16 protein-coding genes are annotated in these 18,606 nt (G+C 44.1%); 8 read left to right on the top strand and 8 right to left on the bottom strand.

Annotated features, from left to right (window positions below; genetic code table 11):
• Positions 1 to 36: 36 nt before the first annotated feature.
• Together HRQ85_RS13410 and HRQ85_RS13405 are read right to left on the bottom strand one after the other, a co-directional pair.
• Complete coding sequence (locus tag HRQ85_RS13410; protein ID WP_172379833.1) at positions 37 to 1,845, bottom strand: DUF3413 domain-containing protein; 1,809 nt, start codon at positions 1,843 to 1,845, stop codon at positions 37 to 39.
• Between the two features lie 28 nt (positions 1,846 to 1,873).
• Positions 1,874 to 2,101: a YejL family protein gene (locus tag HRQ85_RS13405; RefSeq protein WP_017068253.1), complete on the bottom strand. Its 228-nt coding sequence runs from the start codon at positions 2,099 to 2,101 to the stop codon at positions 1,874 to 1,876.
• 84 nt (positions 2,102 to 2,185) lie between these two features.
• Here HRQ85_RS13405 and yejK point away from each other — a divergent pair, with 84 nt between their 5' ends.
• The 3 genes from yejK to HRQ85_RS13390 all read left to right on the top strand — a co-directional run bounded on the left by yejK (position 2,186) and on the right by HRQ85_RS13390 (position 5,954).
• Positions 2,186 to 3,190: a nucleoid-associated protein YejK gene (gene yejK, locus HRQ85_RS13400; protein WP_017061190.1), complete on the top strand. Its 1,005-nt coding sequence runs from the start codon at positions 2,186 to 2,188 to the stop codon at positions 3,188 to 3,190.
• Between the two features lie 105 nt (positions 3,191 to 3,295).
• The gene (locus HRQ85_RS13395; RefSeq protein WP_172379832.1) at positions 3,296 to 4,699 is read left to right on the top strand and encodes an Hpt domain-containing protein; all 1,404 of its coding nucleotides are present in this window, start codon (positions 3,296 to 3,298) and stop codon (positions 4,697 to 4,699) included.
• 76 nt (positions 4,700 to 4,775) lie between these two features.
• Positions 4,776 to 5,954: a chemotaxis protein gene (locus HRQ85_RS13390; RefSeq protein ID WP_172379831.1), complete on the top strand. Its 1,179-nt coding sequence runs from the start codon at positions 4,776 to 4,778 to the stop codon at positions 5,952 to 5,954.
• Positions 5,955 to 6,049: 95 nt separating this feature from the next.
• Here HRQ85_RS13390 and nhaC read toward each other — a convergent pair whose 3' ends face one another.
• On the bottom strand, positions 6,050 to 7,486 hold the full coding sequence (gene nhaC / locus HRQ85_RS13385) for a Na+/H+ antiporter NhaC (RefSeq protein WP_050620900.1): 1,437 nt from the start codon (positions 7,484 to 7,486) through the stop codon (positions 6,050 to 6,052).
• A gap of 500 nt (positions 7,487 to 7,986) precedes the next feature.
• Here nhaC and asd point away from each other — a divergent pair, with 500 nt between their 5' ends.
• Both asd and HRQ85_RS13375 read left to right on the top strand, forming a co-directional pair.
• Positions 7,987 to 9,105: an aspartate-semialdehyde dehydrogenase gene (gene asd, locus HRQ85_RS13380; RefSeq protein ID WP_172379830.1), complete on the top strand. Its 1,119-nt coding sequence runs from the start codon at positions 7,987 to 7,989 to the stop codon at positions 9,103 to 9,105.
• Positions 9,106 to 9,225: 120 nt separating this feature from the next.
• Positions 9,226 to 9,747, top strand: a complete 522-nt coding sequence (locus tag HRQ85_RS13375; protein ID WP_172379829.1) for a prepilin-type N-terminal cleavage/methylation domain-containing protein — start codon at positions 9,226 to 9,228, stop codon at positions 9,745 to 9,747.
• A 57-nt stretch (positions 9,748 to 9,804) separates the two neighbouring features.
• Here HRQ85_RS13375 and HRQ85_RS13370 read toward each other — a convergent pair whose 3' ends face one another.
• Positions 9,805 to 10,650, bottom strand: a complete 846-nt coding sequence (locus HRQ85_RS13370; protein ID WP_048610604.1) for an ion transporter — start codon at positions 10,648 to 10,650, stop codon at positions 9,805 to 9,807.
• Positions 10,651 to 10,799: 149 nt separating this feature from the next.
• Positions 10,800 to 11,438: a YchE family NAAT transporter gene (locus HRQ85_RS13365; protein WP_004734056.1), complete on the bottom strand. Its 639-nt coding sequence runs from the start codon at positions 11,436 to 11,438 to the stop codon at positions 10,800 to 10,802.
• A 639-nt stretch (positions 11,439 to 12,077) separates the two neighbouring features.
• On the opposite strand from HRQ85_RS13365, the gene adhE reads away from it, so the two are divergent.
• Positions 12,078 to 14,783 (top strand): bifunctional acetaldehyde-CoA/alcohol dehydrogenase, encoded by a 2,706-nt coding sequence (gene adhE / locus HRQ85_RS13360; RefSeq protein WP_017056490.1) that lies wholly within the window; start codon positions 12,078 to 12,080, stop codon positions 14,781 to 14,783.
• A gap of 186 nt (positions 14,784 to 14,969) precedes the next feature.
• Here the strand turns inward: adhE and HRQ85_RS13355 are convergent, their stop codons facing one another.
• The 3 genes from HRQ85_RS13355 to sodB all read right to left on the bottom strand — a co-directional run bounded on the left by HRQ85_RS13355 (position 14,970) and on the right by sodB (position 17,266).
• Positions 14,970 to 15,653 carry an SDR family oxidoreductase gene (locus tag HRQ85_RS13355; RefSeq protein ID WP_048611559.1) on the bottom strand — a complete coding sequence of 228 codons (684 nt, stop codon included), beginning with the start codon at positions 15,651 to 15,653 and terminating at the stop codon, positions 14,970 to 14,972.
• A 278-nt stretch (positions 15,654 to 15,931) separates the two neighbouring features.
• The gene (locus HRQ85_RS13350; protein ID WP_301540143.1) at positions 15,932 to 16,435 is read right to left on the bottom strand and encodes a VC2046/SO_2500 family protein; all 504 of its coding nucleotides are present in this window, start codon (positions 16,433 to 16,435) and stop codon (positions 15,932 to 15,934) included.
• Positions 16,436 to 16,681: 246 nt separating this feature from the next.
• Positions 16,682 to 17,266, bottom strand: a complete 585-nt coding sequence (sodB, locus tag HRQ85_RS13345) for a superoxide dismutase [Fe] (protein ID WP_172379827.1) — start codon at positions 17,264 to 17,266, stop codon at positions 16,682 to 16,684.
• Between the two features lie 269 nt (positions 17,267 to 17,535).
• On the opposite strand from sodB, the gene HRQ85_RS13340 reads away from it, so the two are divergent.
• Positions 17,536 to 17,874: a Grx4 family monothiol glutaredoxin gene (locus HRQ85_RS13340; protein ID WP_004741702.1), complete on the top strand. Its 339-nt coding sequence runs from the start codon at positions 17,536 to 17,538 to the stop codon at positions 17,872 to 17,874.
• Positions 17,875 to 17,972: 98 nt separating this feature from the next.
• Complete coding sequence (locus HRQ85_RS13335) at positions 17,973 to 18,602, top strand: DsbA family protein (RefSeq protein WP_048610518.1); 630 nt, start codon at positions 17,973 to 17,975, stop codon at positions 18,600 to 18,602.
• Positions 18,603 to 18,606 lie beyond the last annotated feature (4 nt).

The following is an 18,606-nucleotide window of genomic DNA, read 5'->3' as shown; positions in this document are numbered from 1 at the left end:
GAAGCCATTGGCTTCCCTTTTCTGTTTGCTGATTATTTAGTCATTTTTTGTGTAGAAACGCTGTAGCTCAGTCAGGCCTTGCATCAATACAGGTAAGCGAGGGCTTACGTTTTTCAGGCGCTTGTAATTCTGGTCGTACAATTTGTAGTTACCAAATTTATCTAGCACCGTTGTTTGTTGATCAGTAACAAGCGCAAGTTCACGAGAGTCGCCCGCGAGAATCCACTTTCTGTTACGTTCATTAAACAGGCTGCGACCACTACTGAAATCTGTTGGGTTCGAAGATACACCCAATAGCTCTTGCATCAGTGTTACTGATACGTCTAGGTGACTAGAACGGTGGGTGTATTCAGAAGCAGACTTTCCAGGCCAGCTAATAAACAGTGGCACCTGTAACTGATAACGACTGTAGTTGGAGTTTGCACCCCAGCTGTTGGTTTTGGTTTCGTTAAACTCAGTACCGTGGTTGGAGGTAATGATAACCACTGTGTTGTCGGCGAGCTCTAAGCGTTCCAGTTCAGCGTATATAGTTGCTAACTGAGCATCGGCCGCTGTCGCAGACTTTTGATAATCTGCTGCAAAACGCTCTGCTGTCGTTAACGTTGAGTCTGACTCTGAACTTGAATCGTAGCTGGCGAAGTTATCCAGTGTGGTCAATTCAATAAAGTTAAACCAAGGGCGTTTAGCTTGCGGTGATTGAATCCAGTCAGACCAAGCTTTTATTGCACTCTGGTCATCATAAGTTGCTTGCTCTGGCATCACATCACGGCCTCGGAAGATAATATCCGAGTAAAGTGCATCGCTAAAGTTATCGCCACTGAAAGCAGCAAACTTGTAATCGTGATTATCTAAAACATCGAGCAATACTGCGCTTGACCCTTGAGCTTCGATGCTGCTTGCGTAGCTGCTCGGTAGGCCGTAGAACAAGCCGAAAATACCAAACATATCGTTACTTGAACTGTAGTGGTTGGTGAAGTTGATCGACTGTTGCGCGTAGGCATAGCTGTTTGGCATCGCTGTCGCATTAAGTGCGTCAGAGCGAAGGTTGTTCACACTCACCATCAGGATATTAAGATCATCACTGCGGCGGTTGTATTGAATTTTTTCTAGCGGGTAGCTAACTAGGTTTACGTTCTCTTTGTTCGCTTCTAAACGCTCAAGGTACTCTTCACGGTCTAATAGACCATGTTTTTCCATAAAGCTTTTCGCTGTCATTGGGTAAGACAGTGGGAAGTTCGCTTTCTGGCTAGTAATTGGGTTATAGAAATACGCATCAGCCCACATGTAGGTCAAGTGGCTGCTGATGAAACACAGGAAGAAGACGGCAGTAATCGGACGGCCAATGTGTTTATGAGAGAGTTTACGCTGCTTACGCCAAACCCACTCAGACAGACCAAGCTGTAGTAAGAAGATAAATGGCATAACAATGAAGAGGTGCTGCAAATCAGACGTGAATGCAGATTCCTCTCCACTGAATAAAACCTCCCACACGACAGGCGTCAGGTGGAGGTTTATATTTTGATACGTTTGGGTATCAATCAACAGGACAGTTAAACCTATGGTCGCGAAGATAACGGCAACCAAACGTAATAACTTCCTCGACGGAAGAACAAAAGTGAGCGGGAACAGCACTAATAGATAGAGCGCGAACACTAAAAAGCCAAAATGACCAACCCACGATGCAGCCAAATAGAATTGACCTAGCAAGGTTTCTGGCCAAGCAGATTGAGTAATATAACGAGTACCAATCAACATCGCAGCAATGATGTTGAAAAATGCAAACCAGTGACCCCAACCAACCAGTCGAGATACACGATCGCTATATGAGTTTGCGCTGTCTACCATTTATAATTCTTTTATCCGTCAATCAAATTTAGTGAGACTTTTTATCTTCAAGAGAAGAAATTAAAGCCTCGGCAAATTTTTCAGCAATTCCTTTGCGTTGTGAAGCAGCAACATTCTGATTTAAGACATTGGTTGCGATATTTCCAGCGATCATCAGTGAAAGTTCTGGCGAAGCTTTGTGCTTAGATAGTACAGCACCTACTTCAGCTAGGATTTTTTCAACTTGATCATCTGTGTATTTAGATATAATCGGCATAAGGACTCTAATAATGATAGTAAAAGCGGCTTATGATAACCTACTATGCACGACAACTGAAACCTGAACGGTAATATTTTCACTATGAGCCTTCACCTTTCCAACGTAATTTTACACCAGCTGAGCAAGAACGATCAGGATGAGCTGATTGTTAACTATCGTGCTGAATCTCTAGAAAACGATGCTTCATCTGAAAGCCTAGTTGCTGAACTTCACCGTGTTTTTAATTCAAAAGCAGGCAAAGGGTTTGGTTCTTTCAAATCTGACAGCGAATTCCAGCAGTGGTTGCATCAACTTCGTGCTGGTGAGACAAACTTTTACGATTTTTCTCAAAAGAGTGCGCAACGTCTAAAAGACGAACTATCAAAGTACCCATTCGCTGACGAAGGTATCTTGGTAATGGCTGAATATCAGTCACTTGCAACAGATTACCTTTTCATTGGTTTATTGCCTTCAAACCAAAGCCTAAAGGTAACTGAAGGGCTTGATATTAGTGCGACGGACTACCTTGATATCTCAAAAATGGATATCGCGGCTCGCCTAGACCTTTCAACTTATGAGACTGATAAAGAGTCAAACCGTTACTTAACTTATATTAAAGGACGTGTTGGCCGTAAAGTCGCGGATTTCTTCTTAGATTTCTTACAAGCTGAAGTCGGTTTGGATGCGAAACAGCAAAACCAAGTACTGATGCAAGCGGTAGAAGATTTCGTTTCTGACTCTAAATTAGAGAAAGAAGAAGCGATCAGTTACAAAAAGCAGGTTGCGGATTACTGTAACGAGCAGCTTAAAGCGGGCGATGAAGTGCAAGTTCGTGAACTTTCTGGTGAGTTGCCAGCAAGCACAGATGGCACAAGCTTCTTTGACTATACTAGTGAGCAAGGCTACGAGTTAGAAGACAGCTTCCCAGCCGATCGCGCAACTATGCGTAAACTAACAAAATTTGTTGGTGCTGGTGGCGGTTTGAATGTTAGTTTTGATAGTCTGCTTCTAGGCGAACGTATCTTTTACGATCCGGAGACAGACACGCTAACGATTAAAGGCACTCCACCGAACTTACGTGACCAACTGACTCGCAATAAGTCATAGTCCGAAGTTAACGGATAAAAGCGGCAGCAGGACGTTGTCGCTTATTTTGTGCTTAATCTTTTAGCTACGGTCATGGCTTCAAGTTAACACGCACAAGGAATATAGATGGAACAATCAGTAGCAAAGCCCAAACGCTTTAAAAAACCAGCCACCTTCTTGGTTGTGCTCTTGGCTCTGTGGTTACTTCCTTCATTGGCTCTTCTTAATCTAAGCCGTTCCTACACCAATTCTCTTGCTCAAATCGAAGAGCTCGGTATTCGAGTCAACGAGTTGAGGCAATCGCTTTATTTCTCAGAACCGCTTCGAGTCTCTCGTATCAATGATCTCGCACTCGATGCTCAGTTGGTTTATTCGATCCGACTGCAGATTGAATCTGATTTCCAACACGCCTTGTTTCGACCCGATGTGAACCAACTGTTGTACGTAGCTGATCAGTTCCTAGAAAAGTTCGATGAGTTCATTCCAATAGAAAGCCAAGTTCAAGACATCGTTGATAACATTAAGATCTTGCGTGCTGATAAAGAGCTTTCCCCTAAGCTCAAACCACTCCTCAACGAATTCGGTGTTGTGGTATTTGAAGCCATGTATTCTGACAATCAAAGTTCGTCAGCGACTTATCGCGCCTTTGATTCCATTTTGGACAAATCTTATTCTCTAGAAACCGAAGAGCAAGATGCACTCCAGCAGTTACTGGCTGATGCTTCAGCATTGTTGAGTGATTATGCTCAGCTTAACTATTTGGTTGATAAGATTAAGAAAAACTCAGTGAATGAGCAGATCATAAAACTCGAAGCTGAGTTCCATGATCGTCAATTCAACCTATTGTTGGTGATGCTAGGTTTAAGCTTGGTGGCGATGAGCGGGATAGTGTTTTGGGGCGTTAGGTCCACAAAAACGATGAAAGAAGCAGACCAAGAACTCAGCTCTGAACTAGAAATTAATTCAAGTAAGGAAGACGCTTCTTATAGCGATGTTGTTTCCTCAGCAGTGAAACAAGCAGATAGTGACGCTTATGTATCCGAGAACAGGCCAACGCGCCAGTCTTCCGACTCTCAACCTCCGCAGAGCGTTAACGTTACAAGCCAACCCGTTGTACCGCAAGACTCTATTCAGCAAGTCCCTGAACAGGCGCCAGTAGTAGAGAAACACATTGCCAGTGTCACAGATTCAAAGCCTGCGATTGATATTGAAGACATGTTAGAAACGCTCGATGGTGATGCTGAATCTGTCGAACTCTTACTTGGTGTGTTTGTACAAGACCACGCAGGAGACTACGAGAAGTTTAAGTCTTTGCTGACCAAAGATGAAACCTCCGCGGCTCGCATTGTACATAGCTTAAAAGGCGTGGCTGGCAGTATTAAAGCGTCTCGGTTAGCCATCATTGCCGCAAGTATTGAAATGACAATGAAGCAGTCCAGAGCGATAAGTGAACATGATTTGGCTGAACTAGAGCAGGCCATAAAAGCCTCTGTGGATTCTGCTCATGAATATTTAGACAGTCAGCGTTAACTTTTACAGGATTTTTGACAATACTCTGACGAAGCGCTCATACAATCCGCGCCCTTAGTCTTTGTCAGAGGTTTATATGTTACGAGTTTCGAGTCGAAGTTGGATGGTGTTGGTGCTTAGCATTGTGCTAAGTGGTTGTTCTCTCTTAGAAGTTAAGTTAGATAGTCAAACGACGCCTCTCACTCAACAAGAGTTAAATGCTCGGATCATGACGCGTGAATACGCCAAGATGTTCTTTACTCGAGTAGAAGACTCGGCCGCTCTTATCGCGCAATCTTACCCTGCTGATGACACCTTACATCAGTCTTATGTGTTGCTTTGGAAGATCCATGCAGAGCAGGGCTTACAACAAGCGGCTTACCAAACTTCCCCTATGTCTGCATTAATTGACTCGTGGGTTTTCACTGCCCAAATGAATCAGTTTTATAGCCAAGGCGATGGTGCGGATCTGTTCGCCACGGATGATGCGCTAGAGACTGCTCGTTTTCTTGACCAAGAAGCCGAGAAACTGGCAAAGGGTGTATTGAGTTCGAGTGATTTCAAAAGCAGCAAAGCGTTCGTTGCTCAGTTTGCTGCTAGCCACCCATTTAAAGACCTCACATTCAGAAGCACACCTGCTTACCGTGAATGGCTAAGTTACCTTGGTAAAGACGAATCGCAAATCGTCCAGAGCTTAGGCACCATGCCAGAAGCCATGAGTGACGCATCTGATCGTTTAAGCCTTATGGCAGACCAGACACCGAAACTGATGTCGTGGAAGGCGGAGCTGGTTGCATTGAATAGCTCGCTAACGGGTGAAGACCTATCGATGACGCTGGAAAGCCTTCGTCAAACATCAGCAAGCATGCAAGACTTCATTGAGAACAACCCGGAATACATGCAAACACTGGCTTCTATTATGTCGACAGAAATGCAGCCATTGCTCAACGACCTGAGCGACAAGACAGACCAAAAATTAGCAATGCTCACTGAAGAGCGTGTGGCATTAGAAAAAATGGTGACACGTGAGAGAGAAGCGCTAGTAGAGATGATTGCCAAAGAGCGCATCGAGATTGCTGGCATTGTGACTTCAGAAAGAGAACTGTTCACGCAAGACCTTGATCGCGTCTCTCAAGAGGTGGTGGTACTGGCGATTGATAAGCTAATGGAGTTAATCAAAGGTGTGATTATCTACTTCATCCTGTTTATCTTAGTAGTGTTCTTTGCACCGTTAGGCATCGGTTACTGGTTGGGTAAACGAACCAGTAATAAATAGACAAATCTGCAGATCAAAAAAGAGCGCTCTAGGGCGCTCTTTTTGCATTTATCCATTAACGTTTTGAGTTAGTTCGAAAGCGTTAGCTCCTAAACTTAAGCTTGTTGCTTGTTTAACTCGGTCGCTTCTTCAGCTTCAAACGCAGGTGCTGTTGGTTCACACTTATCAACGAACCAACCCATGTAAGACGTCACAATAGTCACGATGATACAAATGAAGCTTAACCACATGAAGGGTGCGTAAGACAGCGTCGCAACACCAAGAATACTCGCCATGTAGATACCGTTATCACTCCACGGAACCATACCCGACGTTAGCGTGCCACCAAACTCAGCATTACGAGATAGATTCTTACGCTTGTAGCCTAAACGGTCGTAGTTTTTCGCACAGATTTTTGGCGTAAGGATTAACGATACGTACATTGCAGAACCGAATACGTTACCCATGAAAGCCGTACCAATTGTGCTCGTCGCTAGTGAGCCTGCGCTATTTACGCGGCGCTCAAACACTTTAGCAATTGTCTCTAGCACGCCAACTTTATCCAGTAAGCCACCGAAACCTAGACCAAATACGATAACCGCAACTGAACCTAGCATTGAAGACATGCCACCACGGTTAAGAATCGAATCAATAAACTCGACGCCAGATGAGATTGAGAACGGTGCCCAAGCAGTGTTGAATGCCGTTAGGAAGTCGATATCTTGGATCATGACTGCCCAGATAATACCCAGCAGAGAACCAAAGCTGATGACCGGGAATGAAGGCATACGGAAAGCCAACAGACCAAGTACGATAAGTACCGGAACGAATGAGTAAGGCGTGATGTAGAACTGAACTTCCATTGCTTTGATGACAGAATCTACTTGGCTCATGTCAACGTTGCCCGCGTAGTGGAAACCAAACGCAGTGAACATGATGCCTGTAATCACGTAACTGATTAACGCAACTGGCAACATGCCCTTGATGTGTTCAACCACTTCAACACCAGACATTGAAGAAGCCAGAATCACTGAATCAGAAAGCGGAGACATCTTGTCACCGAAGTAACAACCTGACAGCACGGCACCTGCAGTAATCGGCGCTGGAACACCTAGACCTTGGCCGATACCCATCATCGCGATACCTGCTGTACCCGCAGCGCCCCAAGAAGTACCGGTCGCCAATGCAGTTAGAGAACAGATGATCATGGTCGCTAAAAGGAAGATAGAAGGGTGGATAGCTTTCAGACCATAGTAAATGATAGTAGGTACGATCCCGCCTGAGATCCAAGTACCAACAAGAGCGCCAACGGCTAAAAGTATTAAAACCGCGCCTAAGCCATTGGATATTCCTTTGAGTGCTGCTTTTTCTAAGTCTTTGTATTGGTGTCCAAGACGAATACCAAGAACCATGATAATGAACCAGCCAATATACAAGGCAAGTTGAATTGGAAGGTCAAGCTTTGCAGTAAAGGAAAAAGCAAGGGATAGAAATAGTCCTAACGCGATGAATACCTGCAATAGGTTCGGTAGGCGAGTTTTACTCTGCTTCATAAAAGCCTCTTGTGATTTCGAGCATTTATAGTGCTTCGTTATAGTGTGTGGTGCAAAACGGACACTACAGTAATTAGTTTATTATATCGAAAAAATACACCCAAGTTGTGATATTTGACTGTTAACTCAATCAATTGTGGTTTCATAATCTAAATTTTTGTTACATTCATGATTGTTACATGTTGAAATCTGTCGCACGTTGTTTTCGTTTTGTAAAATAAAACTCTGATTAACCTTGGTTTAAAAGAGGGATTTACTGTTTGTGATGAGCGTCGATTGAATCGATTTTGGCGATGTAAATGTTTGAATCTGACGATAATGAGCGCTTAATCAATGAGGTGGAGATGGAATGTCGATACAGAGATAACTGCACGATTCATTACGTTCACTTAAAAGAAACGAAAAAGTTACACTTTTTGACAAAAAGCACTTGAGTTCTGTTTCTGAAAAACTTATAGATGGGGGAGAGCAATTTTTAATTTATACATGGAGAGTGAGCGATGAGAGTAGGTCTAGTTGGTTGGCGCGGTATGGTTGGTTCTGTACTGATGCAACGTATGGTTGAAGAGAAAGACTTCGACTTGATTGAGCCTGTTTATTACAGCACATCTCAGATTGGTATTCCTGCCCCTGTTTTAGGTGGTAAAGATGCGGGTCTACTTCAAGACGCTTTTGATATTGATAGCCTAAAACAGCTTGATGCTGTGATTACCTGTCAAGGCGGCGATTACACATCAAAAGTATACCCAGCACTGCGTCAAGCAGGTTGGAAAGGTTACTGGATTGATGCAGCTTCTACTCTGCGTATGGATCCTGATTCAATCATCACTCTTGATCCTGTTAACCTGGCTCAAATCCAGCAAGGCATTCACAGCGGCACCAACACATTCGTTGGCGGTAACTGTACTGTGAGCTTAATGCTTATGGCTCTAGGTGGTCTGTACGAGAAAGGCATGGTTGAGTGGATGAGTGCCATGACTTACCAAGCAGCTTCTGGTGCGGGTGCTAAGAACATGCGTGAACTGATCTCACAAATGGGGGTGATTAACGACAGCGTAAGTTCTGAGTTAGCGAACCCTTCAAGTTCAATTCTTGATATCGATAAGAAAGTGGCTGATACGATTCGTTCATCTTCATTCCCAACAGACCAATTTGGTGCTCCGCTTGCGGGCTCACTGATTCCTTGGATCGATGTGAAGCGTGAAAACGGTCAGAGCAAAGAAGAGTGGAAAGCGGGTGTTGAAGCAAACAAGATTCTTGGTCTAGATGGTCAGCCAATCCCAATTGATGGTACTTGTGTACGAATCGGTGCAATGCGTTGTCACGCTCAAGCGCTAACGATTAAGCTTAAGCAAGACGTGCCAATGGACGAGATCGAAGAGATCATCGCAACGCACAATGATTGGGTTAAAGTGATTCCTAATGACCGCGACATCACGGCACAGGAGCTAACACCAGCGAAAGTAACAGGCACAATGTCTGTACCTGTCGGTCGTCTGCGTAAGATGTCGATGGGTAACGACTTCCTAAACGCCTTCACGGTTGGTGACCAACTACTTTGGGGTGCTGCAGAACCACTACGTCGTACTCTACGCATTATCCTTGCTGAGAAAGCGTAACTGCCTCATTTTTGAGAATAATTAACGAAGAAGCGCCTTAGGGCGCTTTTTTTGTTTCTGATGACAGAAGCCTGACTTTAAAACCTTACCTTTCGTGCGTCTTAAAGTTGGAGCTAGAAAATGAAAGCAAACCTTAAAGGTTTTACTCTTATCGAGTTGATTGTTGTTATCGTCATTATTGGTGTTTTAGCGGTTGTTGCAGCACCTAGGTTTTTAAACATACAACATGATGCTAGGGCTTCGGTTATGGAAGGGTTGGGAGCATCTGTCCATACTGCGGCTGATTTGGCGTTTGAAAAAGCCGCCGTGGAAGGTATGGAAGACCAAGAATCATATTTGATTCCTGAGTATGGGCGAGTGAAGTTTGGTTACCCCGCGGTTGAAAAAGGGGGAATGGAAAACTTTTTAGCGATTGATTCAGGGTTTCATGACCTGACGACTGAATGGACATGGGCAGCGCATAATAATGGTCCAGTGAGCGACCCAGACCTATGGCTGATTACCCGATCGGAATATTTGTCAGACGTTCTTCCTAATGACTTCAATACCGCTATCGAGAAGACCCAATGCTATGTGAAATACACGGCCGCAATGGAAGCCAATGATGGCTACCAAGTGGAAGTTTTCACAAATGGCTGTTAGTTGCTTTAGTTAGATAGTTAACAAAAAAAGAGCTCTTAGGAGCTCTTTTTTTGGTTTTTATTCGGTCTCGTCGGTGACGACACGCTTGTCTGGATCCGCTAATTCGCTAGCACAGTGCTTGCAATACATCGCGTCCGAATCATGGCCCGCCCGGTTACAGTTCGGACACTTTACCAACTCTTTGTGCGAGTTCATCTCATTACTGAGTTCTGCAGTAATGATCCCGGTTGGCACCGCTAAGATAGAGTAACCCAATAACATGGTCAGTGAGGCTATGGCTTTACCAAGCGCGGTCTGCGGCACCATGTCACCATAACCGACCGTAGTGATAGTCACGATCGCCCAGTAGATACTGTGAGGAATACTGGTGAAGCCATTGTCAGGACCTTCAATAACAAAGATCAGTGCGCCAAAGATAACCACCAAGATGCCGACGGTGCTAAAGAAGATCAGTATCTTTCGTCGTGCCATTAATAGTGAGCGCAACAGAATATTGGAATCTTGCAGGTAGCGAACCAGCTTTAGGATTCGGAAGATACGCATCACACGCAACAGTCTCACCACACCCATAAATGAAGCGCCTGGGAAGATGATCGCTAGGTAGGTCGGAAGAATCGCCAATAGGTCAACGACACCATAAAAGCTGGTGGCGTAAGATTTTGGTTTTGGAGAGCAATAGAGCCTTAACAAATACTCAAGAGTGAAGAGCGCAGTGAAGGTGTATTCGATATAACGCAGCTGTTGTGACCATTCGGTCATCACATTAGGGATGGATTCTAAGATCAGAACCAACAGCGAAGCCAAGATTGCAACGATCAGAGATATATCAAATGCACGTCCGGCTGGCGTGTGAGTACCAAAGATAATGACGTACAAATGATGCTTGAGTGGCTTGCGTGACATAAGGAGAGGTTCGTCTTCTGTTAAATGCATTAACAGCCATTATACAAGCTTCATAATAACGAGGCGAGTGAAAGCCCAATTGCTTTACTCGCCTCATCTATATATCAATATTGTTGCCCTTTATAGAGCAACCGAAATGTCGTTAAACGTTATGCCAAACCTGGGAACAGATTACGTAGGCCATTGGCGATGAACTCGATGCCCAATGCGCCAAGAATTAGGCCCATGATACGAGTGATCACGTTGATACCCGTTTGACCTAAAAAGCGAACGATAACTGGCGCTGAACGGAACAAAAGCCAAGAGCATGTTGCGAATGCGATGATACTAATGCCGATGCCGACCGTATCAATAGCAGCAGGGTAGCGAGACCCGTAAACAATCGTCGAACTGATTGCACCTGGGCCTGCCATTAGCGGCATAGCAAGTGGAACAACGCCAATTTGCTCTTTGCTGATGTATTCAGATTTCTCTTGTTTGTTCTGCTTATCTTCACCGAGTTTACCGCTCATCATCGAGAACGCGATGCTCAGTAATAACAAACCACCTGCCACACGAAATGAGTCTAGTGAAATGCTGAACATATCAAGCAGCATTTGCCCCGCAACAAGTGACACAATCAAGATCACGGCAACAGCAATGTTTGCTTGTAAGGCTGTCCTGTTCCTCTCTTCTGGCGGCATATGAGCAGTAAGAGAAACAAAAACAGGCATGATGCCGATAGGGTTTACGGCAGCAACAAGCCCAAGGAAGAATTGCATAAAGATTGCGAGTTCTAAGCCTTGCATGAGAGCGATCTCCAGTTAGCGTACTTTAAGGTTGAAGGGTTGATCTGTGAATAGTCTAGGCGCGTAATGTAAGGGACAAACTACATTTTCACGAATGAAAAAAACTAACTTGAAACGGGTGATTCTTTTTAGAAAAACTAATTGAATCTCACTTTTGTTTTAGGCTTGTTGCAAGCTAGTCGGTAGTGTTTCATTTTGTAACTTCTTATTGAGTAACTGTTAACCCACGCACGAAATTAATAAAAATTATGTCAGAATCTAGCCCGTGCAACGGTATGGATATACTCTCAGTAGCACGAATATAGCTGTATACATGTAATTTAACGGACTAAAAATGAAACTTTTTTACAGTTTATTACGCTATGTAGAAAAAAGTTGTCTGTTTGCTTGTTTTTTGCGCGAACGAAAAGTGTGAGTTTAATCTATATAAATCATGCTCTTAAGTTCATTTTTGCGATTGCCTTACTACTTTCTGGTTAATTCTTTTTGGGTAACTGATCTGGGTCAATTTTTTTCACACTGTGAAATAATATACTCAGCCCTGAAAGCAATTTACTAAGAACGCTGATGTTTAAGGTTAAAGGCAAGCAGCGAATTTAATAAAAAGTTTTTAATATTTATTATTTTAGGAGATCCACCATGCCTGTAACTAACTTAGCGGAACTTGATGCTCTAGTAGCTCGCGTTAAAGCAGCACAAGAAGAGTTTGCAACATTCTCTCAAGAGAAAGTAGACGCAATCTTCCGCGCAGCTTCTCTTGCTGCTAACCACGCTCGTATTCCACTTGCTCAACAAGCAGTTGCTGAATCTGGAATGGGTATTGTTGAAGATAAGGTTATCAAAAACCACTTTGCATCTGAATTTATCTACAACAAATACAAAGACGAAAAAACATGTGGCATCTTAGAAGAAGATGACAACCTAGGCACAATGACTATCGCTGAGCCTGTAGGTATCATCTGTGGTATCGTTCCAACAACGAACCCAACTTCTACAGCAATCTTCAAATCTCTAATTTCTCTTAAGACACGTAACGGCATCATCTTCTCGCCACACCCACGTGCAAAGAACTCAACTAACGACGCAGCGAAACTGGTTCTAGACGCAGCTGTTGCAGCTGGTGCTCCAAGAGACATCATCGGTTGGATCGACCAACCATCTGTAGAGCTTTCTAACGCGCTTATGAAGCACGACGGTATCGCACTTATCCTTGCTACTGGTGGTCCAGGCATGGTTAAAGCAGCATACTCTTCTGGTAAGCCTGCTATCGGTGTTGGTGCTGGTAACGTTCCTGTAGTTATCGATGAAACAGCTGACATCAAACGTGCTGTAGCATCTATCCTTATGTCTAAGACTTTCGATAACGGCGTAGTATGTGCTTCTGAGCAAGCTGCAATCGTTGTTGGTGAAGTATACGACGAAGTGAAAGAGCGTTTCGCTTCTCACAAAGCTCACGTTCTATCTAAAGCTGACGCTGATAAAGTACGTAAAGTTCTGCTTATCGACGGCAACCTAAACGCTAAAATCGTAGGTCAACCTGCTCCAGCAATCGCTGAAATGGCTGGTGTTAAAGTTCCTGCTGATACAAAAGTACTTGTAGGTGAAGGTCTTGGTAAAGTTTCTTACGATGACGAATTCGCTCACGAGAAACTATCTCCAACTCTAGGTCTATTCCGCGCAGACGACTTCGAAGACGCAGTTGCTCAAGCGGTAACTATGGTTGAAATCGGTGGTATCGGTCACACATCTGGTCTTTACACTAACCAAGATACTAACGCAGACCGCATCCGTTACTTCGGTGACAAGATGAAGACTGCTCGTATCCTAATCAACATCCCGACTACTCACGGTGGTATCGGTGACCTGTACAACTTCAACGTTGCACCTTCTCTAACTCTAGGTTGTGGTTCATGGGGTGGTAACTCTATCTCTGAGAACGTAGGTCCTAAGCACCTTATCAACAAGAAAACTGTAGCGAAGCGAGCTGAAAACATGTTGTGGCACAAACTACCTAAGTCTATCTACTTCCGTCGTGGTAGCCTTCCAATCGCAATGAGCGACCTAGAAGGTAAGAAACGCGCATTCCTAGTAACTGACCGTTTCCTATTCAATAACGGTTACGCAGATGACGTAGTTAGCCTGCTTAAAGCACAAGGCATCGAAGTTCAAACTTTCTTCGACGTAGAAGCGGATCCAACGCTATCTGTTGTTGAGAAAGGCGCTGAAGCAATGAAGAGCTTCCAACCTGACGTAATCCTTGCTCTAGGTGGCGGTTCTCCAATGGATGCTGCTAAGATCATGTGGGTTATGTACGAGCACCCAGAAACTCACTTCGAAGAACTAGCAATGCGCTTTATGGACATCCGTAAACGTATCTACAAGTTCCCTAAAATGGGTCAAAAAGCTGAGCTTGTATGTATCACTACAACTTCAGGTACAGGTTCAGAGGTTACTCCATTCGCTGTTGTTACAGACGACAAGACTGGTGCTAAATACCCACTAGCTGATTACGAAATCACGCCAAACATGGCTATCGTTGATGCGAACCTAGTAATGAACATGCCTAAGTCTCTAACAGCGTTCGGTGGTTACGATGCAGTAACTCACGCTCTTGAAGCTTACGTATCTGTTCTAGCGAACGAGTACTCAGACGGTCAAGCTCTTCAAGCACTTAAGATGCTTAAAGAATACCTACCATCTAGCTACAAAAATGGTGCGGCTGACCCAATCGCTCGTGAGAAAGTACACAACGCAGCAACTATCGCTGGTGTAGCATTTGCGAACGCATTCCTAGGTGTGTGTCACTCAATGGCTCACAAAATTGGTGCTGAGTTCCACTTACCACACGGTCTTGCTAACGCATTACTTATCTCAAACGTTGTACGTTACAACGCGAACGATAACCCAACTAAGCAGACTGCATTCTCTCAGTACGACCGTCCACAAGCACGTCGTCGTTACGCTGAAGTTGCTGACCACCTAGGCCTAAGCCAAGCTGGTGACCGTACTGCTCAGAAGATTGAACGTCTACTGACTTGGTTAGAAGAGCTTAAAGTTGACCTAGACATCCCACTATCTATCCAAGCTGCGGGTGTTAACGAGTCTGACTTCATCGCTAAACTAGACGAGCTAGCTGTTGAAGCGTTCGATGACCAGTGTACAGGTGCTAACCCACGTTACCCTCTAATCACTGAGCTAAAAGAAGTGCTAACAACTTCTTACTTCGGCCAACCATACGTTGAAGGCGAAACTTTCGAAGGTACTACAGTTATCCTTAAGAAAGCAGACCAAAAGCCAGCTGAAGCGAAAGCGCCAAAAGCTAAAAAAGAAAAAGCTAACGCATAATAAGTAAGCATTAGTTTTGAGATAAGTTTTCGCTAGCACGATACTTATCTATCGGGAAAAGATGAAAGCCCCAGTCGAGAGACTGGGGCTTTTTTTATGTTTGGTTAGTTTGTAAAACGGATTGAAAGGCAATAGCTCTGCTACTTAATATGAGCTGAGCCAGTCATGTTCAATTGGAATAGGGAGTTAAACCTCAGCTGCGACAACTCGCCCACTGAAGTAGTCATTCGAGACAATGTATTCAGTGGTTCGGGTCAGCTCGTCTTGCAGCTGAGCCCAGTGACATCGGTTGAGCTTGCCATCGGAGTTATGAACGGCGGGAACAACACCACCGACTCGAATACCAAAGGGAGTTAGCTCTTTCGCCCAACTATGGGTAAAGCCAGTGATCATTGAGTTTGCACTCTCTAAGCCGGACACATCGTGAAAGTCATCATGAGATATCACATTCACAATCACGCCTTCTTTATCTTCTTCTCGCAATCTCTCAGCACTGATTTGCCCAAATGCGAACAGGGTCGATGCCATCGATGAGAGATCATTAATAAAGCTACTCACAGGTTGATCGCCAATCAGACTTGGCATAGGGGAGCTTATCCAGTTATTGACCAGCACATCGGGTGTCGTGTTGAAGGTGGTTTGAATAAAATCATATACGCTCAGGATCGCTTGGCTGTCATTGCCTTTGAGCGTGTAGTGGTAAACCGAGTCAGAAAAGCGGGCACACTGTAGATACGTTGCCTGAAGTGCTTCCGTGTCTTTATCACAAAGGATGACGGTGGCTCCAAGGTTAACAAAGTGGTTCGCTATCGTCCCTCCTAGTCGCGAGCCGGCAGATGTCACCAATATGATTGAGCTTTTTATTTCCATCCCAGTACCTAAACAAATCGTCCATGTCGGATAAGGATGGGTTAAATTTCATACAATGGGTGTGAATTGGTTCAAACTAAGGTGCGCCAATTAATAAGTTTTTATGAACTTAGTGGCACGTCACATTTTGTAGTAACTTCAAGCGGTAACCGACATCTGGTGTTTTTAGGTTGCCTAAGGCTAGTGGTTCATATCATTCGTGTGAATGCTTTGAAGTGTGCGAGTTAGTCGAAGAATAGCTATGGATAGACAGCGAAAAAGGGAAAGGTAGGTGACCGCTAAACTTGAGCTTGAATTTGATACTGACGTTGCGCGGTGGTTAGCTCATTGTAGAGCGTAGCATGTGGCAAATCAGGTAAATGCTTGTTTGCGAGCTTGCGTCGGTCATGACCAGAAAGGTTTTGGTAAACATCTTCGGGTAAGTCGGCCGTATCTTCAGGCATGAAGGCAAGCGCTTCAGGTTTCAAGTAATGGCTGAGCTTGGCGCTGGCAAGGCTAGCTTGATGAAAATGATTAGATTGCTGAGCTGAAATCTCATACGAAGATTGGTTTGAACGCAGTTGTTGAGGTTCTGCTACGCCAAATTGTTTGCGCAGGCGATCTTCATTTGTCTCTGTGATTTCAATGGTGTCAATTGGCGTACAATCACGGACATCATTAGAAAACATAGATAGCAGCAACGCGAAATCTGCACGGCGACCTTGCTCAACCGCTTGGCTGATCCCGATGCCGAACTTCAGTTCGTTGATGATTCCTGCTTTGTCTAAAGTATGTATTTGCATGCTGCCTCTCATTGGATACACTTTTAACGGCATGGAGTCGGCAAACTTTAGTTTTTAATTACAGGCGAGTAGAGAATTTATGCAGGGTGGTGAAGAACGCATCAATAGGGCGAGAAGTAAGCGCTATTGGCGGATTTGTTACGAAATGCCTAGATTTTGTGGAATACGACAGATACAAAAAAGCCCACGCCGAGGCATGAGCTTTCAATAGATAACTCGCTATAAATAGCGCAGCGTAAGTAATAATTACTTAGCTAGGTTCTCTTCTACGAAAGGCCAGTTTACTAGGTTCCAGAATGCAGCCATGTAGTCAGGGCGAACATTGCGGAAATCGATGTAGTAAGCGTGTTCCCATAGGTCAACAGTTAGAAGTGGAGTAACACCTTCTTCTGTTAGAGGAGTAGCAGCGTTAGAAGTGTTAACGATGTCTAGAGAACCGTCAGCTTTCTTAACTAACCAAGTCCAAGAAGAACCGAAGTTGTTGATTGCTGAATCAGTGAATTTCGCTTTGAATTCTTCGAAAGAACCGAATGCAGCGTTGATAGCTTCTGCAACAGCGCCAGTTGGTTCGCCGCCTGCTTTAGGAGCAAGACAGTGCCAGTAGAACGTGTGGTTCCAGATTTGAGCAGCGTTATTGAAAACACCACCAGTAGAAGTCTTAACGATCTCTTCTAGTGTTTTGCCTTCAAACTCAGTACCTGGGATAAGACCGTTTAGCTTAACAACGTAAGTGTTGTGGTGCTTACCGTGGTGGAAATCTAGCGTTTCTGCTGAGATGTGTGGTTCTAGCGCGTCTTTCGCGTAAGGAAGAGCCGGTAGTTCAAATGCCATTGCTCAATTCTCCATTGATATGAAAGAGTTAACTCTTTCGATTGCTTCCAGTGATATTATTATTCATGGCTCGCTATACTGCCAACCATGGTCAATTTGCTGACTTGCGATATAGTTTAGCAAGTTTTTACTTTATTAAAAGCTTATTTCATTACTTTTGTGTGAATTGTTAGCTTAGCTTGTTAACCGCTTTTTTTATATGGTTTTTATTCTTTTAGTTTGGGGTAGAATAAAGGCAATAAAAGCCGTAATCCATTAACGAGGAAGCAATGGAAACTATCGATAAAATCAAACAGCAAATTGAAGAAAACACTATTCTACTGTACATGAAAGGTTCTCCTAAGCTACCTAGCTGTGGTTTCTCTTCTCAAGCGTCTCAAGCTCTAATGGCATGTGGCGAAAAATTTGCTTACGTAGATATCCTACAAAACCCTGATATCCGTGCAGAGCTTCCTGCTTACGCACAATGGCCAACTTTCCCACAACTTTGGGTTGAAGGTGAGCTAATCGGTGGTTGTGACATCATTCTTGAGATGTTCCAAAAAGGCGAACTTCAGCCAATCATCAAAGAAGCAGCGGCTAAAGTTGCTGGCGATGACGCTGAATAAGTTCTAGCCTTTGCGCTGAATAGTTGAAATGAGGGGCCTTAATTAGGCTCCTTTTTTGTTTGAATTGATCGAATCATTGACTCGATAAGGAATGAACAATGAACGTAAAACTTCATTATGTGCATGATCCAATGTGCAGCTGGTGTTGGGGTTACAAGCCAACACTTGAGTTATTGAAACAACAATTGCCTGCGAGCATTGAGTTTAACTATGTAGTGGGTGGTTTGGCCCCGGATTCTGATGAACCAATGTCAGAAGAGATGAAAGGCAAGTTGCAAGCGATCTGGAAGCAGATCGAAGCTAAGCTAGGTACTGAGTTTAACCATGAGTTTTGGACTGAGTGTCAACCCGTTCGTAGTACTTACCCTGCGTGCCGCGCCGTGATTGCTGCAGGTTTTCAAGACCACTACGAAGCGATGCTTGAAGCGATTCAACATGCTTACTACCTTCGTGCGATGCTGCCCCATAGCCAAGATACGCATTTGCAGTTGGCTGAAGAGCTAGGTATGAATGTTCAACAATTTGAAAATGACCTTTCTAGTAAGTTATTGGAAAGTGAGTTAGATGACCAATTAGGCTTTAAAGAAGCGATGGGTGTATTTTCTTACCCGACCTTAATGCTTGAAGTGAACGGCATCTTTAGTGAAGTTGAATTGGATTACCATTCAACGGAAGCGACGCTTAAGTCTATTCGCGAAATTCTTGTGAGTAATGCTCCCGCTGCGTAATTCA

Source organism: Vibrio sp. Vb339 (assembly GCF_902751245.1).
GTDB classification, from domain to species: Bacteria; Pseudomonadota; Gammaproteobacteria; order Enterobacterales; family Vibrionaceae; genus Vibrio; species Vibrio coralliirubri.
The sequence above is the reverse complement of the archived record's forward strand: the minus strand, read 5'-3'. Positions and strand labels throughout refer to the sequence as shown.

Excerpts from the sequence above, each read along its gene's own strand:
- HRQ85_RS13410 (WP_172379833.1), bottom strand. The coding sequence starts at position 1,845 with ATGGTAGACAGCGCAAACTCATATAGCGATCGTGTATCTCGACTGGTT.
- HRQ85_RS13405 (WP_017068253.1), bottom strand. The coding sequence starts at position 2,101 with ATGCCGATTATATCTAAATACACAGATGATCAAGTTGAAAAAATCCTA.
- yejK (WP_017061190.1), top strand. The coding sequence starts at position 2,186 with ATGAGCCTTCACCTTTCCAACGTAATTTTACACCAGCTGAGCAAGAAC.
- HRQ85_RS13395 (WP_172379832.1), top strand. The coding sequence starts at position 3,296 with ATGGAACAATCAGTAGCAAAGCCCAAACGCTTTAAAAAACCAGCCACC.
- HRQ85_RS13390 (WP_172379831.1), top strand. The coding sequence starts at position 4,776 with ATGTTACGAGTTTCGAGTCGAAGTTGGATGGTGTTGGTGCTTAGCATT.
- nhaC (WP_050620900.1), bottom strand. The coding sequence starts at position 7,486 with ATGAAGCAGAGTAAAACTCGCCTACCGAACCTATTGCAGGTATTCATC.
- asd (WP_172379830.1), top strand. The coding sequence starts at position 7,987 with ATGAGAGTAGGTCTAGTTGGTTGGCGCGGTATGGTTGGTTCTGTACTG.
- HRQ85_RS13375 (WP_172379829.1), top strand. The coding sequence starts at position 9,226 with ATGAAAGCAAACCTTAAAGGTTTTACTCTTATCGAGTTGATTGTTGTT.
- HRQ85_RS13370 (WP_048610604.1), bottom strand. The coding sequence starts at position 10,650 with ATGTCACGCAAGCCACTCAAGCATCATTTGTACGTCATTATCTTTGGT.
- HRQ85_RS13365 (WP_004734056.1), bottom strand. The coding sequence starts at position 11,438 with ATGCAAGGCTTAGAACTCGCAATCTTTATGCAATTCTTCCTTGGGCTT.
- adhE (WP_017056490.1), top strand. The coding sequence starts at position 12,078 with ATGCCTGTAACTAACTTAGCGGAACTTGATGCTCTAGTAGCTCGCGTT.
- HRQ85_RS13355 (WP_048611559.1), bottom strand. The coding sequence starts at position 15,653 with ATGGAAATAAAAAGCTCAATCATATTGGTGACATCTGCCGGCTCGCGA.
- HRQ85_RS13350 (WP_301540143.1), bottom strand. The coding sequence starts at position 16,435 with ATGCAAATACATACTTTAGACAAAGCAGGAATCATCAACGAACTGAAG.
- sodB (WP_172379827.1), bottom strand. The coding sequence starts at position 17,266 with ATGGCATTTGAACTACCGGCTCTTCCTTACGCGAAAGACGCGCTAGAA.
- HRQ85_RS13340 (WP_004741702.1), top strand. The coding sequence starts at position 17,536 with ATGGAAACTATCGATAAAATCAAACAGCAAATTGAAGAAAACACTATT.
- HRQ85_RS13335 (WP_048610518.1), top strand. The coding sequence starts at position 17,973 with ATGAACGTAAAACTTCATTATGTGCATGATCCAATGTGCAGCTGGTGT.